This window comes from Pseudomonas sp. efr-133-TYG-103a (assembly GCF_030209235.1).
Lineage (GTDB): Bacteria > Pseudomonadota > Gammaproteobacteria > Pseudomonadales > Pseudomonadaceae > Aquipseudomonas.
Genome location: NZ_JARVSK010000006.1, coordinates 22,266 through 41,178 on the forward strand (window position 1 = coordinate 22,266; position 18,913 = coordinate 41,178).

Consider the following 18,913-nt stretch of genomic DNA (forward strand, 5'->3'; position numbering starts at 1 on the left):
TAAGGGCCTTACGATTTCCCTGTGATCCCGTATTTGCGTAAACGATGGGCAATCGCGGTGTGGGAAGTCTGCAAGCGCGCGGCCAGTTGCCGGGTGGAAGGATAGTGGCTGTAGAGCTTCTCCAGCAGGGATTTTTCGAAATGTTCCACGGCGGCCTCCAGGCTTTCGATTTCGCCGTCGCCCTGGCGCGCAACTGAAGTGCCGGCAATGTCCAGATCGCCGATGTCCACCAGCGAGCTTTCGCAAATGGCCGCCGCGCGGAAGATCACGTTTTGCAATTGCCTGACGTTGCCCGGCCAGCGGTTGCCTAACAAGGCCGGATAAGTGGCGGGCGCCAGACGACACACAGGGCGCTGAATCTGCGTGCAGGCTTGTTCCATGAAAAAACGCGCGAGCAGAAGGATGTCCTGACCGCGCTCACGCAGTGGCGGGACCTCCAGATTTAGCACATTGAGACGATAGAACAGGTCCTCACGGAACGTCCCTTCAGCGACCATTTTTTCCAGATCGCGGTGCGTCGCGCTGAGGATGCGCACGTTGACTTGCACTTCCTTGTCGCCGCCAACGCGGCGGAAAGTGCCGTCATTGAGAAAACGCAGTAGCTTGGCTTGCAGATAGGGCGACATTTCGCCGATTTCGTCGAGAAAGACCGTGCCCTGGTTGGCGAGCTCCATCAGGCCGGGCTTGCCCCCGCGTTGCGCGCCGGTGAAAGCGCCTGGGGCATAACCGAACAATTCGCTTTCGGCGAGATTTTCCGGCAGCGCCGCACAGTTGAGCGCCAGAAAAGGCGCGCCATTGCGTGCGCTGACCGCGTGGCAGGCCCGCGCCACCAGTTCTTTGCCGGTGCCGGTTTCACCCTGAATCAGCAGCGGCGCATCAAGGGCGGCCACGCGCTGGGCGCGCGCCTTGAGGGTCCGGATGGGCGCTGAATCGCCGAGCAGCGCATCGAAGCCTTCTGCGTGATCGTGGTGCAGGGCGGACAGGCGTTCGCCAATGCGGCTGGGGAGATACAGCGTGAGCAACGCGCCTGCATCGGTGATCGGCGTCGCATCCAGCAGCAACGCCTCGCCGTTGAGCGTGACTTCGCGCAACGGCAAGCGAAAGCCGTTTTCCAGCAGCGCCGTTTGCAACGCGGGGTCGCCGAACAGCTCACCAATCGGTTCGCCAGCGGGTTCGCGACCATACAGTGCGACGAGCGCAGGGTTGGCGAGCAGCACATGCCCGCCGCTGTCGAGCGCCAGAACCGGATCGGTCATCGCCGCCAGCAACGCGTCCAGCTGCAAGTGACGGCGTTGCCCTGGAAGGATATCCACGACAGTAATCGCCTCCACGCCTCGCACCCGGAACAGTCGGTCCTTGAGTTCTTCGAGCAGTTCGTGGCTCAGGGTCGGCGCGTCGATGTAGACATTCGGCGGCACCATTTCCACGGCATCGAGGTTCAAGTTGCGCGCGCCGAGAATCGCCAGCACTTCCTGGGTGATGCCGACGCGGTCGATGAACGTAACGTGAATGCGCATGGGGAGCGAAGAGGTTCGGGCGATTGAAGGGAGCGATTATGCCAGTAAATGATGGGGTCCCGCCCTACACAGCGGGGCCAGGCGAATCTTCGATGTTCTGAGATCTGTGGGAGCGGGCTTGCTGGCGAAGAAGAAGCTCTGAAATGTACCTGTCGGCCATGGCAGCGTCTTCGCGAGCAAGCTCGTGCCTACAAGGGCGATGCGCGATTCGATGTCAGGCGCTGCCCGGCTATTCCAGATGCTCTGGCTTGACCGCATCGCCTGACTTCATGTCGAGCTTGTCGCGAATGTCCTCGAACATTGCGTCGTACTGGCCGTCCATCGCATGCAGGTCGGCGTCTTTGGGCAGGCCGTGTTTCTGTGCAAGCCGGGAGGCTTCACTGGCGAAGTTGTAGGCCTTGTCTTTCGGCAGATCGAAGGACTCGTTGAAGCCCTTGCCGTTGATATCGCCTTCGAGCGTGAAGTGCATGCCAGGACCTTCGTCGGTCTGCGCGACTTCGTAACGGATATGAATGTCGTAACCGACGTCCTCCGGTTGCAGGGCAGGACGGGCGATGTGCAGATGGCCGGGCTCGAACATGGGGTGCTCCAGCGAAATGTGATGAAGGTTAAGGACAGACCCTGCGGTCTGCTCAGGGTTCATCACGGGCAGGCGTCTTGGCATTGCCGACAGACTGAGCCTCGGGCTCGGGTCGCGACCATATCCATAGATTGACCAGCACCATGCCCGCTACGGCGAAGTAGATCCACCAATTGTGTTTGAGCAGCACCAGCATCATGACGGCGCAGATCAGCATGGTCACAGTGGCGCTGATCTTGGCGCTGCGTGCGATGAGTTTGCCGTTGCGCCAGTTGGTCAGCATCGGGCCGAAGACCCGGTGGTTTTCCAGCCAGGCACTCAGGCGAGGCGAGCTTTTGGTCGCCGCCCATGCCGCCAGCAGGATGAACTCGGTGGTGGGCAGTCCCGGAATGAAAATGGCGATGATGCCGATCGTCAGACTCACGTAGGCCAGAATGCCAAACAGGATGCGGGACAGTTTGCTGCCTTGGGGTGTGCTGGTCATGGTCTCGGAAACGGCAGGGTAATGATGCAATGCGCGGGAATGCTTCCCGGCAGAGGCGCCTAGCTTAACAGTGCCGGGCGCCAAACGCGCGGGGTCAGGCCGGTTGCGCCGCTGCCGGACAAGCATAGGCGTGCTGCAGCAGCACGTTGAAACGTTCGAAGGCGGCGACGGCGCCACGATCGATCTGTTCTTCCTGCTCGGGGCTGAAGGGCAGGTCGTCGAGGATCCTGATGAAGCGCTTCCAGCCATCGGCGCGACCACCGGCGGGCTCGCCCAGATGACGTGCGCCAAAGGTGTCGCTCAGGTTCAGCGCCTCGGCGCGCTTGATCAGAAATGCAGCGCCCAGCTTCGACCCTTCGGAGACGAACAGCCAGCCCAGCGCCTGGGCCATGCTGACCGTCGCCACGGCGCCTGACACCGGGGCCGGAATGGGCGCACCCAGGTCATTCAGGTCCGCCCTGGCCTGTTCTGCCCGGCATCGCGCAGGTAAATCGGTGATCAGTTCGATCAGTTGCGGATCGGTGTACAGCGCTTTGAGTTCTTGCTGAAACAGATACTGCGCGCTGAGAAAGCGACTGTAGCTGGCCAGGGTTTCGAACGGCGCATTGGCTTTGACGGCCTTGTCCAGCTGCTCATGCGGGGCGTGGGTGATCTGGTTCAGTCGTTGGGAGCGACGAATCGGGTCGTGGGACATGTGTCTTCCTTGGAATAGAGGCGTTTGTTAACGAGACGAGTGAGTGGCGTTCGAGCGTAAAAAAACAACCGCACCCCTGCAGGGGCGCGGTTGTCATTTGAGTCAGATATCCCACACCAGATTGACCGCGAAGTGACGGCCCGGCTCGGTCAGACGATCCAGGCTGGACGGCGCAGTCACACCTGCCTCGCCGACGCCGTCGTAGCCACGCACGTCGTCCCAGCGCCAGTATTTCTTGTCGGCCACGTTATAAACGCCGCCATTGACGGTGACGTCATCGGTCACTTTGTAGAAGCCAGTGAGGTCAACGACGCCGAAGCCTGGCGTCCTGAAACCGCTCGACACACCATTCGGTGCGTGGAATTGCGAATCGTCCACGCGGGTCTTGCGCTTGACCAGCGTCCAGCTCACCAGTGCGCCATAGTTGTCCTGGTCATAACCCAGACCGAACACGCCAGTCAGCGGATTGATGCTGTTGAGCGGTTGTCCCGTGTCATCGTTGCGACCGTAGGCATATGCCAGGGAGCCCTGTGTGTAGAGCCCATCAGGCGCGCCGAAGCTGTCCAGATTCAGACGGCCCTTGAGCTCCACACCCTTGATGGTGGCGTGCTTGATGTTGTTGGACTGGAAAACCGTAGCCGACGAGGTTGCCGGTTGGATGGCGTCCTCATTGATGAAGTCGCGATACTTGTTATAGAACACCGCCACGTCGAACGTGCCCTCGTCGAAACGGCCCCGCAGACCGGTCTCGTAGCTCCTGCTTTTTTCCGGTTCAAGGTCCGGATTCGGCTCGACGGTATAGTTGCCGCTGACGTTTTCAAAGCGCCCGTACAGGCTCTTGGCCGTCGGGGTGCGGAAACCTTCGGCGTACTGGCCATACCAGGTGTAGGCGTCGTCGAACGCGTAGGTGATGCCAAGTTTTGGCGACAAGCGATGCCACTTCTTGTCCTTGTCGTTGAACTGGTCGGAATTGGTCAGGTTGTAGGCTTTCAGAAACTCGTCTGTCGCATGCGGTGACAGTGTCGTGTAGTCATAACGCGCGCCGGGCATGAAGGTCCAGCTACCCCATTTGATCTGATCCTGGGCGAACAGGGCGTAGGTGTTCACGGTCGGATCCGGGAAATCGCTGGTCGGCAACAGGCTGTCCGTCGAACTCGTGCTGGGCGCGCCAATGGTGGTGCAGGTGCCCCCGACGGCCGCGCAGGTGGCGTTGCCGCTACGCTCACCGGTGACTTTCTGCTGTTTGAGCGTGGTGCCGTAAGTCAGCAGATGCTCGGTGTCAGCGATGCTGAACGCCTTGTCCAGCTGGGCATCGAATATCCATTGACGCTCTTTGTAGAACGTATTGCGCGCGCGCCAGACATCCCGGGAGACAGCGCCGGTGAATGGGTTTTTCGGGACGTACCGCTCGAGTGTGTCCTGATCGGTCTTGGCGATCTGGTAGTTCAGGCTCCACTTGATGTTGTCCGCCAGCAGGCTGTCCAGCGCAAAAGCGTTTTCAACGCCGAAGCGCTCGCGGGTCACGACATCGTTGCCTTCACGGGACTGGTAATAGCCCATGCCGCTGCCCTCGTTGAAAGGCCCGCCGACCGCGCTTTTCTGGTTGGTATGGGTATCGTCCTTGAACTTTTCGTAGGTGAAGCCCAGCCGGTCATTGTCGCCATAATTCCAGCCCAGTTTGGCCAGCACGTTGGTCGCGCGTTTGTCTTCCGGGTTGGCGGCGGTGCGGTCCAGCCCGGTGCCGCCATGCTCGCCGTAGGACTCGGTTTCCCGGCCGTTACGCTGGCTGACGTGCAGCATGGCGTCGAAGTCGCCCTCGCGCCCCGCCACGGTCGCGGAGTTCAGCCAGCTGTTGTCCGCTGAGCTGTAGCCGGTTTTCAGGCGTGCGCCGACGTCTTTGCCTGGCTTGATGATGTCTTCCGGATCGAGCGTGTAATAGCTCACCGCGCCGCCAATGGCGTTACTGCCGTACAAGGCAGATGCAGGGCCACGAAGGATTTCCACACGCTTGACGATCTCGGGGTCGACGTAATTGCGATGGGTGTTGGCGTAGGGGCCTGAGAAGTAGTTGTCCGGGACTTCGACACCATCGACCTGAGTCAGAACGCGATTGCCGTCGATCCCGCGGATGTTGTAACCGGTCGTGCCAGCACGCTGCCCCGCACCGCCTACGGACACGCCCGGCTCGTCACGCACCAGATCGCGAATGCTGTTGACGTTCTGCCGGTCCAGGTCGGCGCGATCACGCACGCTGACCGTGTTGGGCACCGAGGCTATCGACTGCGCCTGGCGCGTGGCGCTGATGGTGACCTGATCCAGCGCCAGTGCGCCGCCGGCGCGACGCTCGAGCACGACGTTGTTGTTGCCCAGGTTGCGGTAGCTCAGATTGCTGCCCGCCAGCAGGCGCTCCAGTGCTTGCTCGGCCGACAAGGTTCCGTTCACGCCGGGCGAGGTGACGTTCTGCGCCAGATCCGCCGAAAGCCCCACCTGCCAGCCCGTGATCTTGCTGAATTCGTTGAGCGCCGAAACCAGCGGTTGCTGCTTGATCGAAAACTGATAGGCGCCGGCCACGCGCGCCGGTTGCTCGGCAGCGGCGGTGGCAGGGCTGTGCAGACTGGCGCTCAGGATGGCGACGGTCAGCAGTGAGAGGGTGGAGTGGCGGGTGGTCCTGGGCGAGTCGGTGGGCGTAGGGGTGAACGTGGACAACATCGATAGCGCTCCCTGTCGTGCGGGTCGTTTATAGTTTTTGCTGAATGATTCAAATAAGAATCAGTTGCATTGGCTATGACTAGACGAACGACGAACGGCTATCGCGTAAAAATAGTTTTGCTCAGTTGAGAATCACCAGCGCCGGCAACTCGTGAAAGCTGGCCGAGGTGATCTGCGCGAGCGAGCGCACCACGTCGACAGGGCTGTCCAGGCGGTAATTACCGGTGACCGCCACACGATCGAGCTTGCTGTTGGTGTTCACGATCCAGCCCGGATAGTAACGGCGCAGCTCGACCAGTACCTCGCTGAGCGGGCAATTGTCGAAAATCAGGCGGCCCTGAATCCACGCCAGATCCTTGTTCTGATCGACCTTTTCGCGGCGGCCAAAACCCTCCGGGCCGACCTTCAGACTGTCGCCTGCGCCCAGGTTCATCTGCGAATTGCCACGCAGCGCCTGCACGTTCAGTGCGCCGCGCTCGACCTGTATCTGCGCCACACCGTCCAGATAACGAACGGCAAACGCGGTGCTGCTGGCGCTCATGCGTACCGGGCCAGCCTCGACTTCAAGCGGCAGACCCTTGGCGCCGGGCACTTCGAAAAACGCCTCGCCTTGATACAGACGCGCGACCCGCTGCTGTTCGTCCAGGTCGGAGGAGAACGCAGATCGGGTATTGAGTAGCACCTTCGAACCGTCCGCAAGCTCCAGCCGCTGGCGCTCTCCGGCCACGGTCAGGTGGTCGGCACGCAGGCGCAGGGGCAGATCGCTGAAGTTGAACAGGCCCAGCAACAGAACCGCTGCCGTGGCCAGAGGCAGCCAGTGAGGGCGTACGCGGCGAAGCAGCGACGGTTTTTTCGGCGTCGCGAGGTTCACGGCTGCCGCGAACACTGGCTGAGAATTCCACACGGCTTCGGCCCGGGTGAAGGCTTCGCGATGGGCCGGGTCTGCCGCCAGCCACGCCTGAAAGCGGGCGTACCCGGCAGCGTCGGCGCTTTCCAGTTCGATCAGCCAGTTCAGGGCCTGGTCCATTGCGCTGTGCTTCAACGCATCGTCGGCCGGATGCGGGCCTGATGAATGAGAGTCCCTCAAGGGAGCGTCCTCGGATACACGGTGTGGGGCGCAGTGTAGCGCTGGCCAGGCTGGCGAGCCGCCTGTTTCTTATCGGTAACGGGTCAGGCTGTCGTCATCACTGATCGAGCCGGGCTGCGACGCCCAGACAAATCGCCATGATCAGCTTGAGTTCCTTTTGTACGGTGCTGGCCGACACGCCCAGTTGCTCGGCGATTTCCAGATAGCTGGCACCGTTGAGGCGACTGAGCGTGAATATCTTCTGCTGGCGCGGCGTCAGTTTTTCCAGGCTGGCGTTCAGGCTTTCGAGCAGGCGATTGGCGTGCGCGGCATCTTCGAGCGTCGAGTCCGGTGCTACGACGTTGTGGATATCCGCCAGCGGAACGTCGTCGACGATGGTTCGGGCGTGGATGCGTCGGGCGCGCAGATGGTCAAGCGCCAGATTGCGTGCGGTCTGGAAAACGAAGGGTTCGAGATGATCGATCGCGCGTTCGCCCAGTGCGCGCGTGACGCGAAGATAAGTTTCCTGCAGCAGGTCTTCGGCGGTACTGGGGTTGCGAACCATGCGCTGCAAAGTGCGCAGAAGAATCGTTCGCCGGGCCAGGAATACATCGTTGAAGTGCGATTGCGTCACGCGGATAACCCGACCAGAAAATCAGCGGATGATAATGCTTATCATCTGCGGGCCTGGCAAGGTGGGAATTCGCAAAGATTTTGTAAAGGGGAGTGACGGTCTTGATCAATTGAAGCGCGCTTGCCCGCCAGGGCGGCGTGTCAGCCGATGCACATGAGGCTGACCCGCCGCCGTCGCGAGCGCGCGTTCTGCTACAGGTCTGTTGCGGGGCGGACGTTGCGCCCGGCGTCAGGCCTTACTCGGCATTCATCAATGCCAGGCAGTTATCGAGCATACGGTTGGAGAAGCCCCATTCGTTGTCGTACCAGGCCAGCACTTTGAGCAGGCGACCGCTGACTTTGGTGTGGTTGGCATCGAAGATCGACGACAGCGGATTGTGGTTGAAGTCGTGGGAAACCAGCGGCAGAGCGTTGTAGCCAAGAATCTTCGAATGCTGGGCCGCTTCTTTCATGATCGCGTTGACTTCATCAGCGGTTGCATCGCGCTTGAGCTGGATGGTCAGGTCAACCAGAGACACATTGATGACCGGCACGCGCACGGCCATGCCGGTCAGCTTGCCCGCCAGTTCCGGCAATACCAGACCCACCGCTTCGGCGGCCCCGGTCTTGCTCGGGATCATCGACTGAGTGGCCGAGCGGGCGCGGTAAGGGTCGGTGTGATAGACGTCGATCAGATTCTGGTCATTGGTGTAGGCGTGAATGGTGGTCATCAAGCCGTTTTCGATGCCCAGCTCGCGGTTCAGTACCTGCGCCACGGGCGCCAGGCAGTTGGTGGTGCACGAAGCGTTGGAAATCACTTGATGAGACTGGCGCAGCACATCGTGGTTGACGCCATAGACCACGGTGGCGTCAGCGCCCTTGGCCGGGGCGGAAATAATGACTTTCTTGGCGCCAGCGGTGATGTGTCCTGCAGCCTTGTTGCGATCAGTGAACAGGCCGGTGCATTCGAACACCACGTCGATGTTCTCGGACTTCCATGGCAAGTCTTCCGGATTACGGATGGCGCTGACCGAGATACGGTCACCATTGACGGTCAGACTTTCCTTGTCGTGTTCCACAGTGCCATCGAACGGGCCGTGGACTGTGTCGTATTTGAGCAGGTGGGCGTTGATCTCGCTGTCGCCCAGATCGTTGATGGCGACGACTTGCAGGTCCTGGCGGTAGCCTTGGGTATAGAGTGCGCGTAGGACGTTGCGGCCGATGCGGCCAAAGCCGTTGATTGCGATGCGGAGAGTCATACACCCGTCCTCAGTGAATTTGTTGTTGGAATTACAAGATTATTCTCATAAAAATAGAAAACAAGCCCTTTTAGTGGCAGTATTTTGTTTTATCTACAAATAGAAACCCGTCGAGCCTTCTCAACTGTCTGAAAATCAAAGCGTTTGCTGAAGCGTTTCTCTCAAGCAGCGTTTTGACCGGCGAGTTCTGAAAGCGCCTGAACGGGTGACCACATCCGCTAGCCTGGAGTTCATGACCATGCATCCCCGCGTCCTTGAGGTAACCGAACGGCTGATCGCTCGCAGCCGTGACACCCGCCAACGCTATCTGCAGCTGATCCGGGGCGCGGCGAGCGACGGACCGATGCGCGGCAAGCTGCAATGCGCCAACTTCGCCCATGGCGTGGCGGCCTGTGGTCCTGAAGACAAACACAGCCTGCGCATGATGAACGCGGCCAACGTCGCCATCGTTTCTTCCTACAACGACATGCTCTCGGCGCATCAGCCTTACGAGCACTTCCCTGAACAGATCAAAAAAGCCCTGCGCGAAATCGGCTCCGTCGGTCAGTTCGCTGGCGGCGTGCCGGCCATGTGCGATGGCGTGACTCAGGGCGAACCTGGCATGGAGTTGAGTATCGCCAGCCGGGAAGTCATTGCGATGGCAACGGCGGTGGCGCTGTCGCACAACATGTTCGACGCCGCGCTGATGCTGGGCATCTGCGACAAGATCGTGCCGGGTCTGTTGATGGGCTCGTTGCGGTTCGGGCACCTGCCGACGATCTTCGTGCCGGGCGGGCCGATGGTATCGGGCATCTCGAACAAAGAGAAAGCCGACGTACGACAGCGTTACGCCGAAGGCAAAGCGACCCGAGAAGAGCTGCTGGACTCGGAAATGAAGTCCTACCACGGCCCGGGCACCTGCACCTTCTATGGCACGGCGAACACCAACCAACTGCTGATGGAAGTCATGGGGCTGCACTTGCCGGGCGCCTCCTTCGTCAATCCCTACACACCACTGCGTGACGCACTGACACGCGAGGCGGCGTTCCAGGTCACGCGTCTTACCAAGCAGAGCGGCGATTTCATTCCGCTGGGGGAGATTGTGGACGAACGTTCGCTGGTCAACTCGATTGTGGCGCTGCACGCGACGGGTGGTTCCACCAACCACACGCTGCACATGCCGGCGATCGCCCAGTCCGCGGGCATTCAGCTGACCTGGCAGGACATGGCGGATCTGTCCGAAGTCGTGCCGACGCTGACCCACGTGTACCCGAACGGCAAAGCCGACATCAACCACTTCCAGGCTGCCGGCGGCATGTCGTTCCTGATCCGCGAGCTGCTTGATGCGGGCTTGCTGCACGAGGATGTCAACACTGTCGTGGGGCGTGGCCTGCGCCGCTACACCCAGGAGCCGTTCCTGGACGACGGCGAACTGGTCTGGCGCGACGGCCCGACGCACAGCCTGGATGAGAACATCCTGCGTCCGATTGCCCGTCCGTTCTCGCCAGAAGGCGGTCTGCGGGTGATGGAAGGCAATCTGGGGCGCGGCGTGATGAAGGTTTCCGCGGTGGCGCTGGAGCATCAGATCGTCGAGGCCCCGGCCAAGGTCTTCGAGGATCAGCAGGATCTGGCCGACGCGTTCAAGGCCGGCGAGCTGGAGTGCGACTTCGTTGCGGTGATGCGCTTTCAGGGGCCACGCTCCAATGGCATGCCTGAATTGCACAAAATGACGCCGTTTCTGGGCGTGCTGCAGGATCGCGGTTTCAAGGTCGCCCTGATTACCGACGGCCGCATGTCCGGGGCCTCGGGGAAAATCCCGGCGGCGATTCATGTCTGCCCCGAAGCCTCTGATGGTGGCCCATTGGCACTTGTGCGCGATGGGGACCTCATTCGGGTAGATGGCGTGAAAGGGACGTTGCAAGTTCTCGTCGAACCGGCAGAATTGGCCGCCAGAGAGCCAGCAATCGGTCGTCTTTCTCACAATGTGGGCAGCGGCCGGGAATTGTTCGGCTTCATGCGCATGGCCTTCAGCTCGGCAGAGAAGGGCGCCAGCGCCTTTACTTCGAATCTGGAGACGCTCAAGTGACATTGGCGATGGTGGGTGATATCGGCGGGACGAATGCTCGTTTTGCCATCTGGGAAGACGATCAGCTGCATTCGATCAGGGTTTTTCCGACAGTCGATTACGCCAGTCCCGAGAAGGCGCTGCTGGTCTACCTGCAAGATCTGGAGCTGCAGCCGGGCGATGTCGGTTCGATCTGTCTGGCCGTTGCCGGCCCGGTAACGGGCGACGATTTTCACTTCACCAACAGCCACTGGAAGATCAATCGGCAGGCATTCTGTGCGGCGCTGAAAATCGACAGCCTGATCATGGTCAACGATTTCACGGCCATGGCACTGGGCATGACGCGCCTGCGCGACGATGAATACCTGACCGTGCGCCACGGCAAGGGCGACCCGAAAGGCGCCCGCGTGGTGATCGGGCCGGGCACCGGTCTGGGCGTCGGCACGCTGATCCGCACGGGCGAAGCGCACTGGACGGCAGTGCCGGGCGAGGGCGGTCACGTCGATCTGCCGATCGGCAATCCACGTGAGGCGATGCTGTGGATGCGCCTGATGGCTGAGCATGAGCACGTCAGTGCTGAAACGATTTTAAGCGGCGCCGGTCTGTTGCTGCTGTATCAGGTCAGCTGCGCGCTCGATGAGATCGAACCGCAGCTGAAGTCACCGGCGGCGATCACCTCCGCAGCGCTCAAGGGCGATCCGGTTGCCAGCGCCGTGCTGGAGCAGTTCTGCGTCTTCCTCGGCCGCGTTGCGGGTAACAATGTATTGACCGTGGGCGGGCGTGGAGGTGTGTATATTGCCGGGGGCGTGATTCCGCGGTTCATCGATTTCTTCAAGCAGAGTGGCTTCAACGCCGCATTTGCGCAGAAGGGGTTGATGAAGGATTACTTCAAGGACGTGCCAGTGTGGCTGGTGACGGCCGAATACCCGGGCCTGATGGGCGCCGGGGTGGCGCTGGATCAGGCGCTGGCAAGTCGCCAGCTCTAAGCTCTAAGCTACAAGCTACAAAAAGGAACGCGAACGGCTCTGCTTTTTCTTGAGGCTTGGAGCTTGAGGCTTGTAGCTGCTTCTCTCATAACAACAATTTCAGTGCTTACAAGGACGACCAACGTGAACGCTGTCAGTAAATCGATCCTCGTCGTCGATGACGACGAGGAGATTCGCGAGTTGCTGCAAGCCTACCTGAGCCGCTCAGGTTTCCAGGTGCGGGCAGTGGGCGACGGGGCGCAGTTTCGTCAGGCGTTCAATGACGAGCCGAGCGACCTGCTGATTCTCGACGTCATGCTGCCCGACGAGGATGGCTTCAGCCTGTGTCGCTGGGTCAGGCAGCATCCACGCCAGCCGCATATTCCCATCATCATGCTGACTGCCAGTTCCGACGAGGCCGACCGGGTCATCGGGCTGGAGCTCGGTGCCGACGACTACATGGCCAAACCCTTCAGCCCGCGTGAGCTTCAGGCGCGCATCAAGGCGTTGCTGCGGCGAGCCCAATTCGGCCAGGAGCGCACGGGTGGCGAGGTCCTGGTGTTCGATGAGTGGCGTCTGGACATGGTCAGTCATCGCCTCTTTCACAGCGATGGCGAAGAGGTGATTCTCTCCGGCGCCGACTTTGCGCTGCTCAAGCTGTTTCTCGACAATCCCCAACAGATTCTCGATCGCGACACCATCGGCAATGCCACCCGCGGGCGCGAGCTGATGCCGCTGGAGCGCATCGTCGACATGGCGGTCAGCCGCCTGCGTCAGCGTCTTCGGGATACCGGCAAAGCGCCGCGGCTGATCCGCACGGTGCGAGGCAGTGGCTATCTGTTGGCAGCCAATGTGCTGCCACAAGCCAGCAACGGTTACTGATCCTCGATGGTCGTCGAGAGAAAGCGCCGTCTCCCGGTGCCGCGCTCGCTGTTGGGGCGCATGTTGCTGCTGACGTTGTTAGCGGTGTTGCTGGCCCAGACGCTGTCCAGCCTGATCTGGCTTTCGCAGCTGCGCGCGACGCAAATGGAAGGCCTGATCACCAGCGCCCGCAGCCTTGGGTTTTCCATGGCGGCCAGCGTCAGTTATTTCCGGTCTTTACCCGTTGCGTTCCGTCCCCTGGTGCTCGATCAGCTGCGCAGCATGGGCGGCACGCGATTCTTCGTATCCCTGAACGACCGTCCGCTGGAGATGCAGGTGCTGGAACCGACCGTGCGCAAGTCGGCCGTCATCAACGTGGTCGGGCAGGTGTTGCGCCAGAACCTGGGCGCTGACCCGGATATTCTGGTGCGTTTCGTCCGTCCCGAAGACCTGCGCATCTTCAACAGCGGGCTGAAGCTCGACGAGCTGCCACGTTCGTGGGCCCATTACGCGTTGACGCTGGAGCCGGTGAATCCGCCGGTACTGGTGACCCAGATCGAGCTGTCTCCCGGCGAGTGGCTGTACATCGCTTCATTGCTGCCTGAGCCCTACACGATGCTCGAAGAAGAGGGCCTGCCCTCTCAGCAGGTGTGGTTCATTGGCCTGACGAGCATTTTCCTGCTGGTGTTCATCGGGCTGCTGGTGCACTGGCAGAGCGGCCCGTTGAAACGCCTGGCTCGTGCCGCGCGAGACCTGTCACTGGGCGCCGATGTCGAGCCGGTGGTGGAAGGTGGCGGCAGCGAAGTCATCGAAGTGACCCGCGCGTTCAACACGATGCGCGACCGGATCAGCCGTTACCTGACCGAGCGCGGCCAGCTGTTCAGCGCGATTTCCCACGATTTGCGCACGCCGATCACTCGACTGCGGCTGCGGGTAGAGCTGCTCGAAGACGAGAAGATGCAGGCCAAATTCACCCGGGACCTCGACGAGCTGGAGCTGTTGGTCAAAGGCGCGTTGCAGTGCGTGAAAGACACTGACATCCACGAGAACATCGAGCCGGTCGACCTCAATCATGCACTGGACTGCCTGATCGAACCCTACATGGCGCCAGAGGGGGCGGGCCGGGTGACGCTCAAGGGCAAGGCAATGTCGATGTTTTATGGCAAGCCGCTGGCGCTTCGGCGGTGCATGGGGAACCTCATCGACAATGCGATCAAATACGGCGACCGGGCGCACCTGACCATCGAAGACGATGCCGATGCGTTCGTGCTTCACGTGGAGGATGAAGGCCCCGGCGTGCCTGAGCAGCGTCTGGAGCAAGTTTTCGAGCCGCATTTTCGATTGGCCGGCAAGCATCAGCAGGGCTATGGCCTGGGGCTGGGCATCGCACGCAACATCGCCCACAGCCATGGCGGCGAAGTGACGCTGCAGAACATGCGCGAAGGCGGGTTGCGGGTGACGCTGTATCTGCCACGTGGGGTGGAGTGAGCGCCGACCCGGTTCTACAGGTCATACGGGAGGTTTCGTGAATGTCACCATCCTGTGACATTCGCGCATCCCTTCGTTACCGTCCGCTCTAGCCCCTTGGTTAGAATCCATGCAGCGCAAGCACCAAGACTTGCTCATGCATAACAACAAGAAAGGTCAAATAGATGAATTCGATTACCCGTCTCGCTGCACTCATTTCTCTCGCCTCGTTGTTCCCTCTGAGCGCCATGGCCGCTGATTCCAAAGGCACTGTCGAAGTCGTCCACTGGTGGACTTCCGGTGGCGAAAAAGCGGCAGTCGATGTGCTCAAGGCTCAAGTTGAAAAAGACGGATTCACCTGGAAAGACGGCGCTGTCGCAGGTGGCGGCGGCTCGACTGCCATGACCGTTCTGAAAAGCCGCGCCGTTGCCGGCAACCCGCCAGGCGTCGCTCAGATCAAAGGCCCTGACATTCAGGAATGGGCGTCCACCGGTTTGCTCGATACCGACGTGTTGAAAGACACCGCCAAGTCGGAGAAGTGGGACAGCCTGCTCGACAAGAAAGTCTCCGATACCGTGAAGTACGACGGTGATTACGTCGCCGTTCCCGTGAACATTCACCGCGTGAACTGGCTGTGGATCAACCCGGAAGTCTTCAAGAAAGCCGGTATCGAAAAAGCCCCGACCACCCTCGAAGAATTCTACGCCGCAGGCGACAAGCTCAAGAAAGCCGGCTTCATTCCGCTGGCTCACGGCGGTCAGCCTTGGCAGGACAGCACCGTGTTCGAGGCCGTCGTGCTGTCGGTCATGGGCGCAGACGGTTACAAGAAAGCCTTCGTCGACCTGGACAACGGCGCGCTGACCGGTCCTGAAATGATCAAGTCGCTGACCGAGCTGAAGAAAGTCGCCTCCTACATGGACCCGGACGGCAAAGGTCAGGACTGGAACCTGGAAGCCGCCAAAGTCATCAATGGCAAGGCCGGTATGCAGATCATGGGCGACTGGGCCAAGTCCGAATGGACTGCTGCCAAGAAAGTCGCGGGCAAGGACTATGAGTGCGTAGCGTTCCCTGGCACTGACAAGGCCTTCACTTACAACATCGACTCCCTGGCGGTGTTCAAGCAGAAGGATGCCGGCACTGCGGCAGGTCAGCAGGACATTGCCAAGGTGGTGCTGGGCGAAGACTTCCAGAAGGTCTTCAGCATCAACAAAGGCTCGATTCCGGTGCGTAACGACATGCTCGGCGACATGGGCAAGTACGGTTTCGACTCCTGCGCCCAGACTGCTGCCAAGGACTTCCTCGCAGATGCCAAAACCGGCGGCCTGCAACCTAGCATGGCGCACAACATGGCAACCACGCTGGCCGTTCAAGGCGCGTTCTTTGACGTCGTGACCAACTTCATCAACGATCCGAAAGCCGATCCGGCTGATGCGGCGAAGAAGCTGGGCAGTGCGATCAAGGCCGCTAAATAACGCATAGCAGCAAAGTCTGTAGGAGCGCGCTTGCCCGCGATTGCGGTGTGTCAGTCAGTGCACCTTTGCCTGACACACCGTATTCGCGAGCCTGGTGGACCGCCACCCCGGTCACTCCTACAAAAACGGTCTCTGCATTTCATTTTTCTGTACTGGATTTCACCATGAGTTCTGTTGCTGTGTTCAGCAAAGCCTCGCCGTTCGATGCACTGCAGCGCTGGCTACCCAAACTGGTGCTGGCGCCAAGCATGTTCATCGTATTGGTGGGCTTCTACGGCTACATCCTGTGGACGTTCGTTCTGTCGTTCACCAATTCCACCTTCCTGCCCAGCTACAAATGGGTGGGTCTGGCGCAATACGCGCGCTTGTTCGACAACGATCGTTGGTGGGTCGCGAGCAAGAACCTCGCTGTGTTCGGCGGGATGTTCATCGGCATCAGCATGGTCGTCGGCGTGCTGCTCGCCGTGTTCCTGGATCAGCGCATTCGTCGTGAAGGCTTCATTCGCACCATTTACCTGTACCCGATGGCGCTGTCGATGATCGTCACCGGTACGGCCTGGAAATGGCTGCTCAACCCGGGCATGGGCCTGGACAAATTACTGCGGGATTGGGGCTGGGAAGGCTTTCGTCTGGACTGGCTGATCGATCCGGATCGAGTGGTTTACTGCCTGGTCATCGCGGCCGTGTGGCAAGCGTCGGGCTTCATCATGGCCATGTTCCTGGCCGGCCTGCGGGGCGTCGATCAGTCGATCATCCGCGCAGCGCAGATCGATGGCGCAAGCATGCCGAAAATCTACTGGAAAGTGGTGCTGCCAAGCCTGCGTCCGGTGTTCTTCAGTGCCGTGATGATTCTGGCGCACATCGCAATCAAGAGCTTCGACCTTGTTGCGGCGATGACGGCCGGTGGTCCTGGTTACTCCTCCGACCTGCCTGCCATGTTCATGTATTCCTTCACGTTCAGCCGCGGCCAGATGGGCATGGGCTCGGCCAGTGCAATCCTGATGCTCGGTGCGATTCTCGCGATCCTGGTGCCTTATCTGTATTCGGAGTTGAGGGCCAAGCGCAATGACTAGTCTCGCCGGCAAACCTTCCATCAGCCTGAGCCGCGTTGCGATTTACGCGGTCCTCATCGCGGCTGTCCTGATTTACCTGGTGCCGCTGGTGGTGATGCTGTTGACCAGCTTCAAGTCGCCTGAAGACATCGGCACCGGCAACCTGCTCAGCTGGCCCGCCGAAGTGACCACCATCGGCTGGATCAAGGCCTGGGCCACTGTAAAGGGCTACTTCTGGAACTCGTTCCTGATCACCGTTCCCGCGGTGCTGATCTCCACCGCCATCGGTGCGCTGAACGGCTACGTGTTGTCGATGTGGCGCTTCCGCGGCTCGCAGTTGTTCTTCGGCCTGTTGCTGTTCGGTTGCTTCCTGCCGTTCCAGACCGTCCTGCTGCCGGCATCGTTCACCCTCGGCAAGATGGGGCTGGCCAGCACCACGACCGGGCTGGTGTTGGTGCACGTGGTTTACGGGCTGGCGTTCACGACGCTGTTCTTTCGCAACTATTACGTCAGCATTCCGGATGCGCTGGTGAAGGCCGCTCGCCTGGATGGTGCAGGCTTCTTCACCATTTTCCGTCGGATCATTCTGCCGATGTCGACACCGATCATCATGGTCTGCCTGATCTGGCAATTCACCCAGATCTGGAACGACTTTTTGTTCGGCGTGGTGTTTTCAAGTGGTGACTCGCAGCCGATCACGGTGGCGCTGAACAACCTGGTCAACACCAGCACCGGCGTCAAGGAATACAACGTTGATATGGCAGCGGCGATGATCGCCGGACTGCCGACCCTGCTGGTCTACGTGGTCGCAGGCAAGTATTTCGTGCGCGGGCTGACGGCCGGCGCAGTCAAGGGGTAATCATGGCAACGCTTGAACTTCGCAATGTAAACAAGACATACGGGACCGGTCTGCCGGACACCCTCAAGAACATCGAACTGTCGATCAAGGACGGCGAGTTCCTGATTCTGGTGGGGCCCTCGGGCTGCGGTAAGTCGACCCTGATGAACTGCATCGCAGGTCTTGAGAACATCACTGGCGGCGCGATCATGATTGGCGACCAGGATGTCAGCGGCATGAGCCCCAAGGATCGCGACATCGCGATGGTGTTCCAGTCCTACGCGCTCTACCCGACCATGAGCGTGCGCGAGAACATCGAGTTCGGCCTGAAGATTCGCAAGATGAGCCAGACGGACATCGATGCCGAAGTCGCCCGCGTGGCCAAGCTGCTGCAGATCGAACACTTGCTCAACCGCAAGCCGGGTCAGTTGTCCGGTGGTCAGCAACAGCGTGTGGCGATGGGCCGTGCGCTGGCGCGTCGTCCGAAAATCTACCTGTTCGACGAGCCTCTTTCCAACCTCGACGCCAAGCTGCGGGTCGAGATGCGTACCGAAATGAAGCTGATGCACCAGCGTCTGAAAACCACCACGGTCTACGTGACCCACGACCAGATCGAGGCAATGACGCTGGGCGACAAAGTGGCGGTCATGAAGGACGGGATCATCCAGCAGTTCGGCACGCCGAAGCAGATCTACAATGATCCGGCCAATCTGTTCGTTGCCAGCTTCATCGGTTCGCCGCCGATGAACTTCATCCCGCTGCGGCTGCAACGCAAGGACGGTCGGCTGGTGGCGTTGCTCGACAGCGGCCAGGCGCGTTGTGAGCTGCCGATGAACATGAACGACGCGGGCCTTGAAGACCGTGAGGTGATTCTGGGCCTTCGTCCTGAGCAGATCGTGCTAGCGTCCGGCGAGGCTGCGGGGATGCCGACCATTCGCGCCGAGGTTCAGGTTACCGAACCGACTGGCCCGGATACGCTGGTCTTCGTGACCCTCAATGACAGCAAGGTCTGCTGCCGACTGGCGCCAGACGTCGCCCCTGCGGTGGGCGAGACACTGACATTGCAATTCGATCCAGCCAAGGTTCTGCTGTTCGACGCCAAAAGCGGCGAGCGTCTGGGGGCTCTGGGAAAGTCTCAACCGGTTGAAAACATGGGGAACGTCACGCGACTTAATCGCAACTGATCCCGTAAGCAGGAGCACTTCATCAACGAGCACATCTGACAGGCTGATTTCTGCCGTAAAAGAAGCCTGTCAGGCACACGAAGCAAGTGGTTACAACGCTGTTCATAGC

The 18,913-nt window shown here is 60.4% G+C and carries 16 protein-coding genes; 8 read left to right on the forward strand and 8 right to left on the reverse strand.

Going from position 1 to position 18,913, the window contains the following annotated elements; genetic code table 11:
- Positions 1–8: 8 nt before the first annotated feature.
- The 8 genes from QRN36_RS04930 to gap all read right to left on the reverse strand — a co-directional run bounded on the left by QRN36_RS04930 (position 9) and on the right by gap (position 8,921).
- Positions 9–1,517 carry a sigma-54-dependent transcriptional regulator gene (locus tag QRN36_RS04930; RefSeq protein WP_285423053.1) on the reverse strand — a complete coding sequence of 503 codons (1,509 nt, stop codon included), beginning with the start codon at positions 1,515–1,517 and terminating at the stop codon, positions 9–11.
- Positions 1,518–1,746: 229 nt separating this feature from the next.
- Positions 1,747–2,097, reverse strand: coding sequence for a DUF5064 family protein (locus QRN36_RS04935; RefSeq protein ID WP_285423054.1), 351 nt, complete (start codon positions 2,095–2,097; stop codon positions 1,747–1,749).
- Between the two features lie 52 nt (positions 2,098–2,149).
- Positions 2,150–2,581, reverse strand: coding sequence for a YbaN family protein (locus QRN36_RS04940; protein ID WP_285423055.1), 432 nt, complete (start codon positions 2,579–2,581; stop codon positions 2,150–2,152).
- 94 nt (positions 2,582–2,675) lie between these two features.
- Positions 2,676–3,275 (reverse strand): biliverdin-producing heme oxygenase, encoded by a 600-nt coding sequence (locus QRN36_RS04945; RefSeq protein WP_285423056.1) that lies wholly within the window; start codon positions 3,273–3,275, stop codon positions 2,676–2,678.
- 102 nt (positions 3,276–3,377) lie between these two features.
- Positions 3,378–5,984, reverse strand: a complete 2,607-nt coding sequence (locus tag QRN36_RS04950) for a TonB-dependent receptor (protein WP_285423057.1) — start codon at positions 5,982–5,984, stop codon at positions 3,378–3,380.
- Positions 5,985–6,105: 121 nt separating this feature from the next.
- A complete protein-coding gene (locus tag QRN36_RS04955; protein WP_373568699.1) occupies positions 6,106–7,071 on the reverse strand; it encodes a FecR domain-containing protein in 966 nt (321 codons plus the stop codon).
- A 97-nt stretch (positions 7,072–7,168) separates the two neighbouring features.
- A complete protein-coding gene (locus tag QRN36_RS04960) occupies positions 7,169–7,684 on the reverse strand; it encodes a sigma-70 family RNA polymerase sigma factor (protein WP_285423058.1) in 516 nt (171 codons plus the stop codon).
- Positions 7,685–7,919: 235 nt separating this feature from the next.
- Positions 7,920–8,921 carry a type I glyceraldehyde-3-phosphate dehydrogenase gene (gap, locus tag QRN36_RS04965; RefSeq protein ID WP_093461990.1) on the reverse strand — a complete coding sequence of 334 codons (1,002 nt, stop codon included), beginning with the start codon at positions 8,919–8,921 and terminating at the stop codon, positions 7,920–7,922.
- Between the two features lie 238 nt (positions 8,922–9,159).
- Here gap and edd point away from each other — a divergent pair, with 238 nt between their 5' ends.
- The 8 genes from edd (at position 9,160) to QRN36_RS05005 (ending at position 18,804) form a co-directional block, all read left to right on the forward strand.
- Complete coding sequence (edd, locus tag QRN36_RS04970; RefSeq protein ID WP_285423059.1) at positions 9,160–10,986, forward strand: phosphogluconate dehydratase; 1,827 nt, start codon at positions 9,160–9,162, stop codon at positions 10,984–10,986.
- Positions 10,983–11,951, forward strand: coding sequence for a glucokinase (locus QRN36_RS04975; RefSeq protein ID WP_093461984.1), 969 nt, complete (start codon positions 10,983–10,985; stop codon positions 11,949–11,951). The genes edd and QRN36_RS04975 overlap by 4 nt, the downstream gene beginning before the upstream one ends.
- A gap of 123 nt (positions 11,952–12,074) precedes the next feature.
- Positions 12,075–12,812: a response regulator transcription factor gene (locus tag QRN36_RS04980; RefSeq protein WP_285423060.1), complete on the forward strand. Its 738-nt coding sequence runs from the start codon at positions 12,075–12,077 to the stop codon at positions 12,810–12,812.
- A 6-nt stretch (positions 12,813–12,818) separates the two neighbouring features.
- Positions 12,819–14,279, forward strand: a complete 1,461-nt coding sequence (locus QRN36_RS04985) for an ATP-binding protein (protein WP_285423061.1) — start codon at positions 12,819–12,821, stop codon at positions 14,277–14,279.
- Positions 14,280–14,443: 164 nt separating this feature from the next.
- Positions 14,444–15,730: an ABC transporter substrate-binding protein gene (locus tag QRN36_RS04990; protein ID WP_285423062.1), complete on the forward strand. Its 1,287-nt coding sequence runs from the start codon at positions 14,444–14,446 to the stop codon at positions 15,728–15,730.
- Positions 15,731–15,894: 164 nt separating this feature from the next.
- Entirely contained in the window at positions 15,895–16,803 is a 909-nt protein-coding gene (locus QRN36_RS04995) for a carbohydrate ABC transporter permease (RefSeq protein ID WP_093461971.1), read from the forward strand.
- Positions 16,796–17,641 (forward strand): carbohydrate ABC transporter permease, encoded by an 846-nt coding sequence (locus QRN36_RS05000; RefSeq protein WP_093461968.1) that lies wholly within the window; start codon positions 16,796–16,798, stop codon positions 17,639–17,641. The genes QRN36_RS04995 and QRN36_RS05000 overlap by 8 nt, the downstream gene beginning before the upstream one ends.
- A 2-nt stretch (positions 17,642–17,643) precedes the next feature.
- Positions 17,644–18,804, forward strand: a complete 1,161-nt coding sequence (locus QRN36_RS05005; RefSeq protein ID WP_093461965.1) for an ABC transporter ATP-binding protein — start codon at positions 17,644–17,646, stop codon at positions 18,802–18,804.
- Positions 18,805–18,913 lie beyond the last annotated feature (109 nt).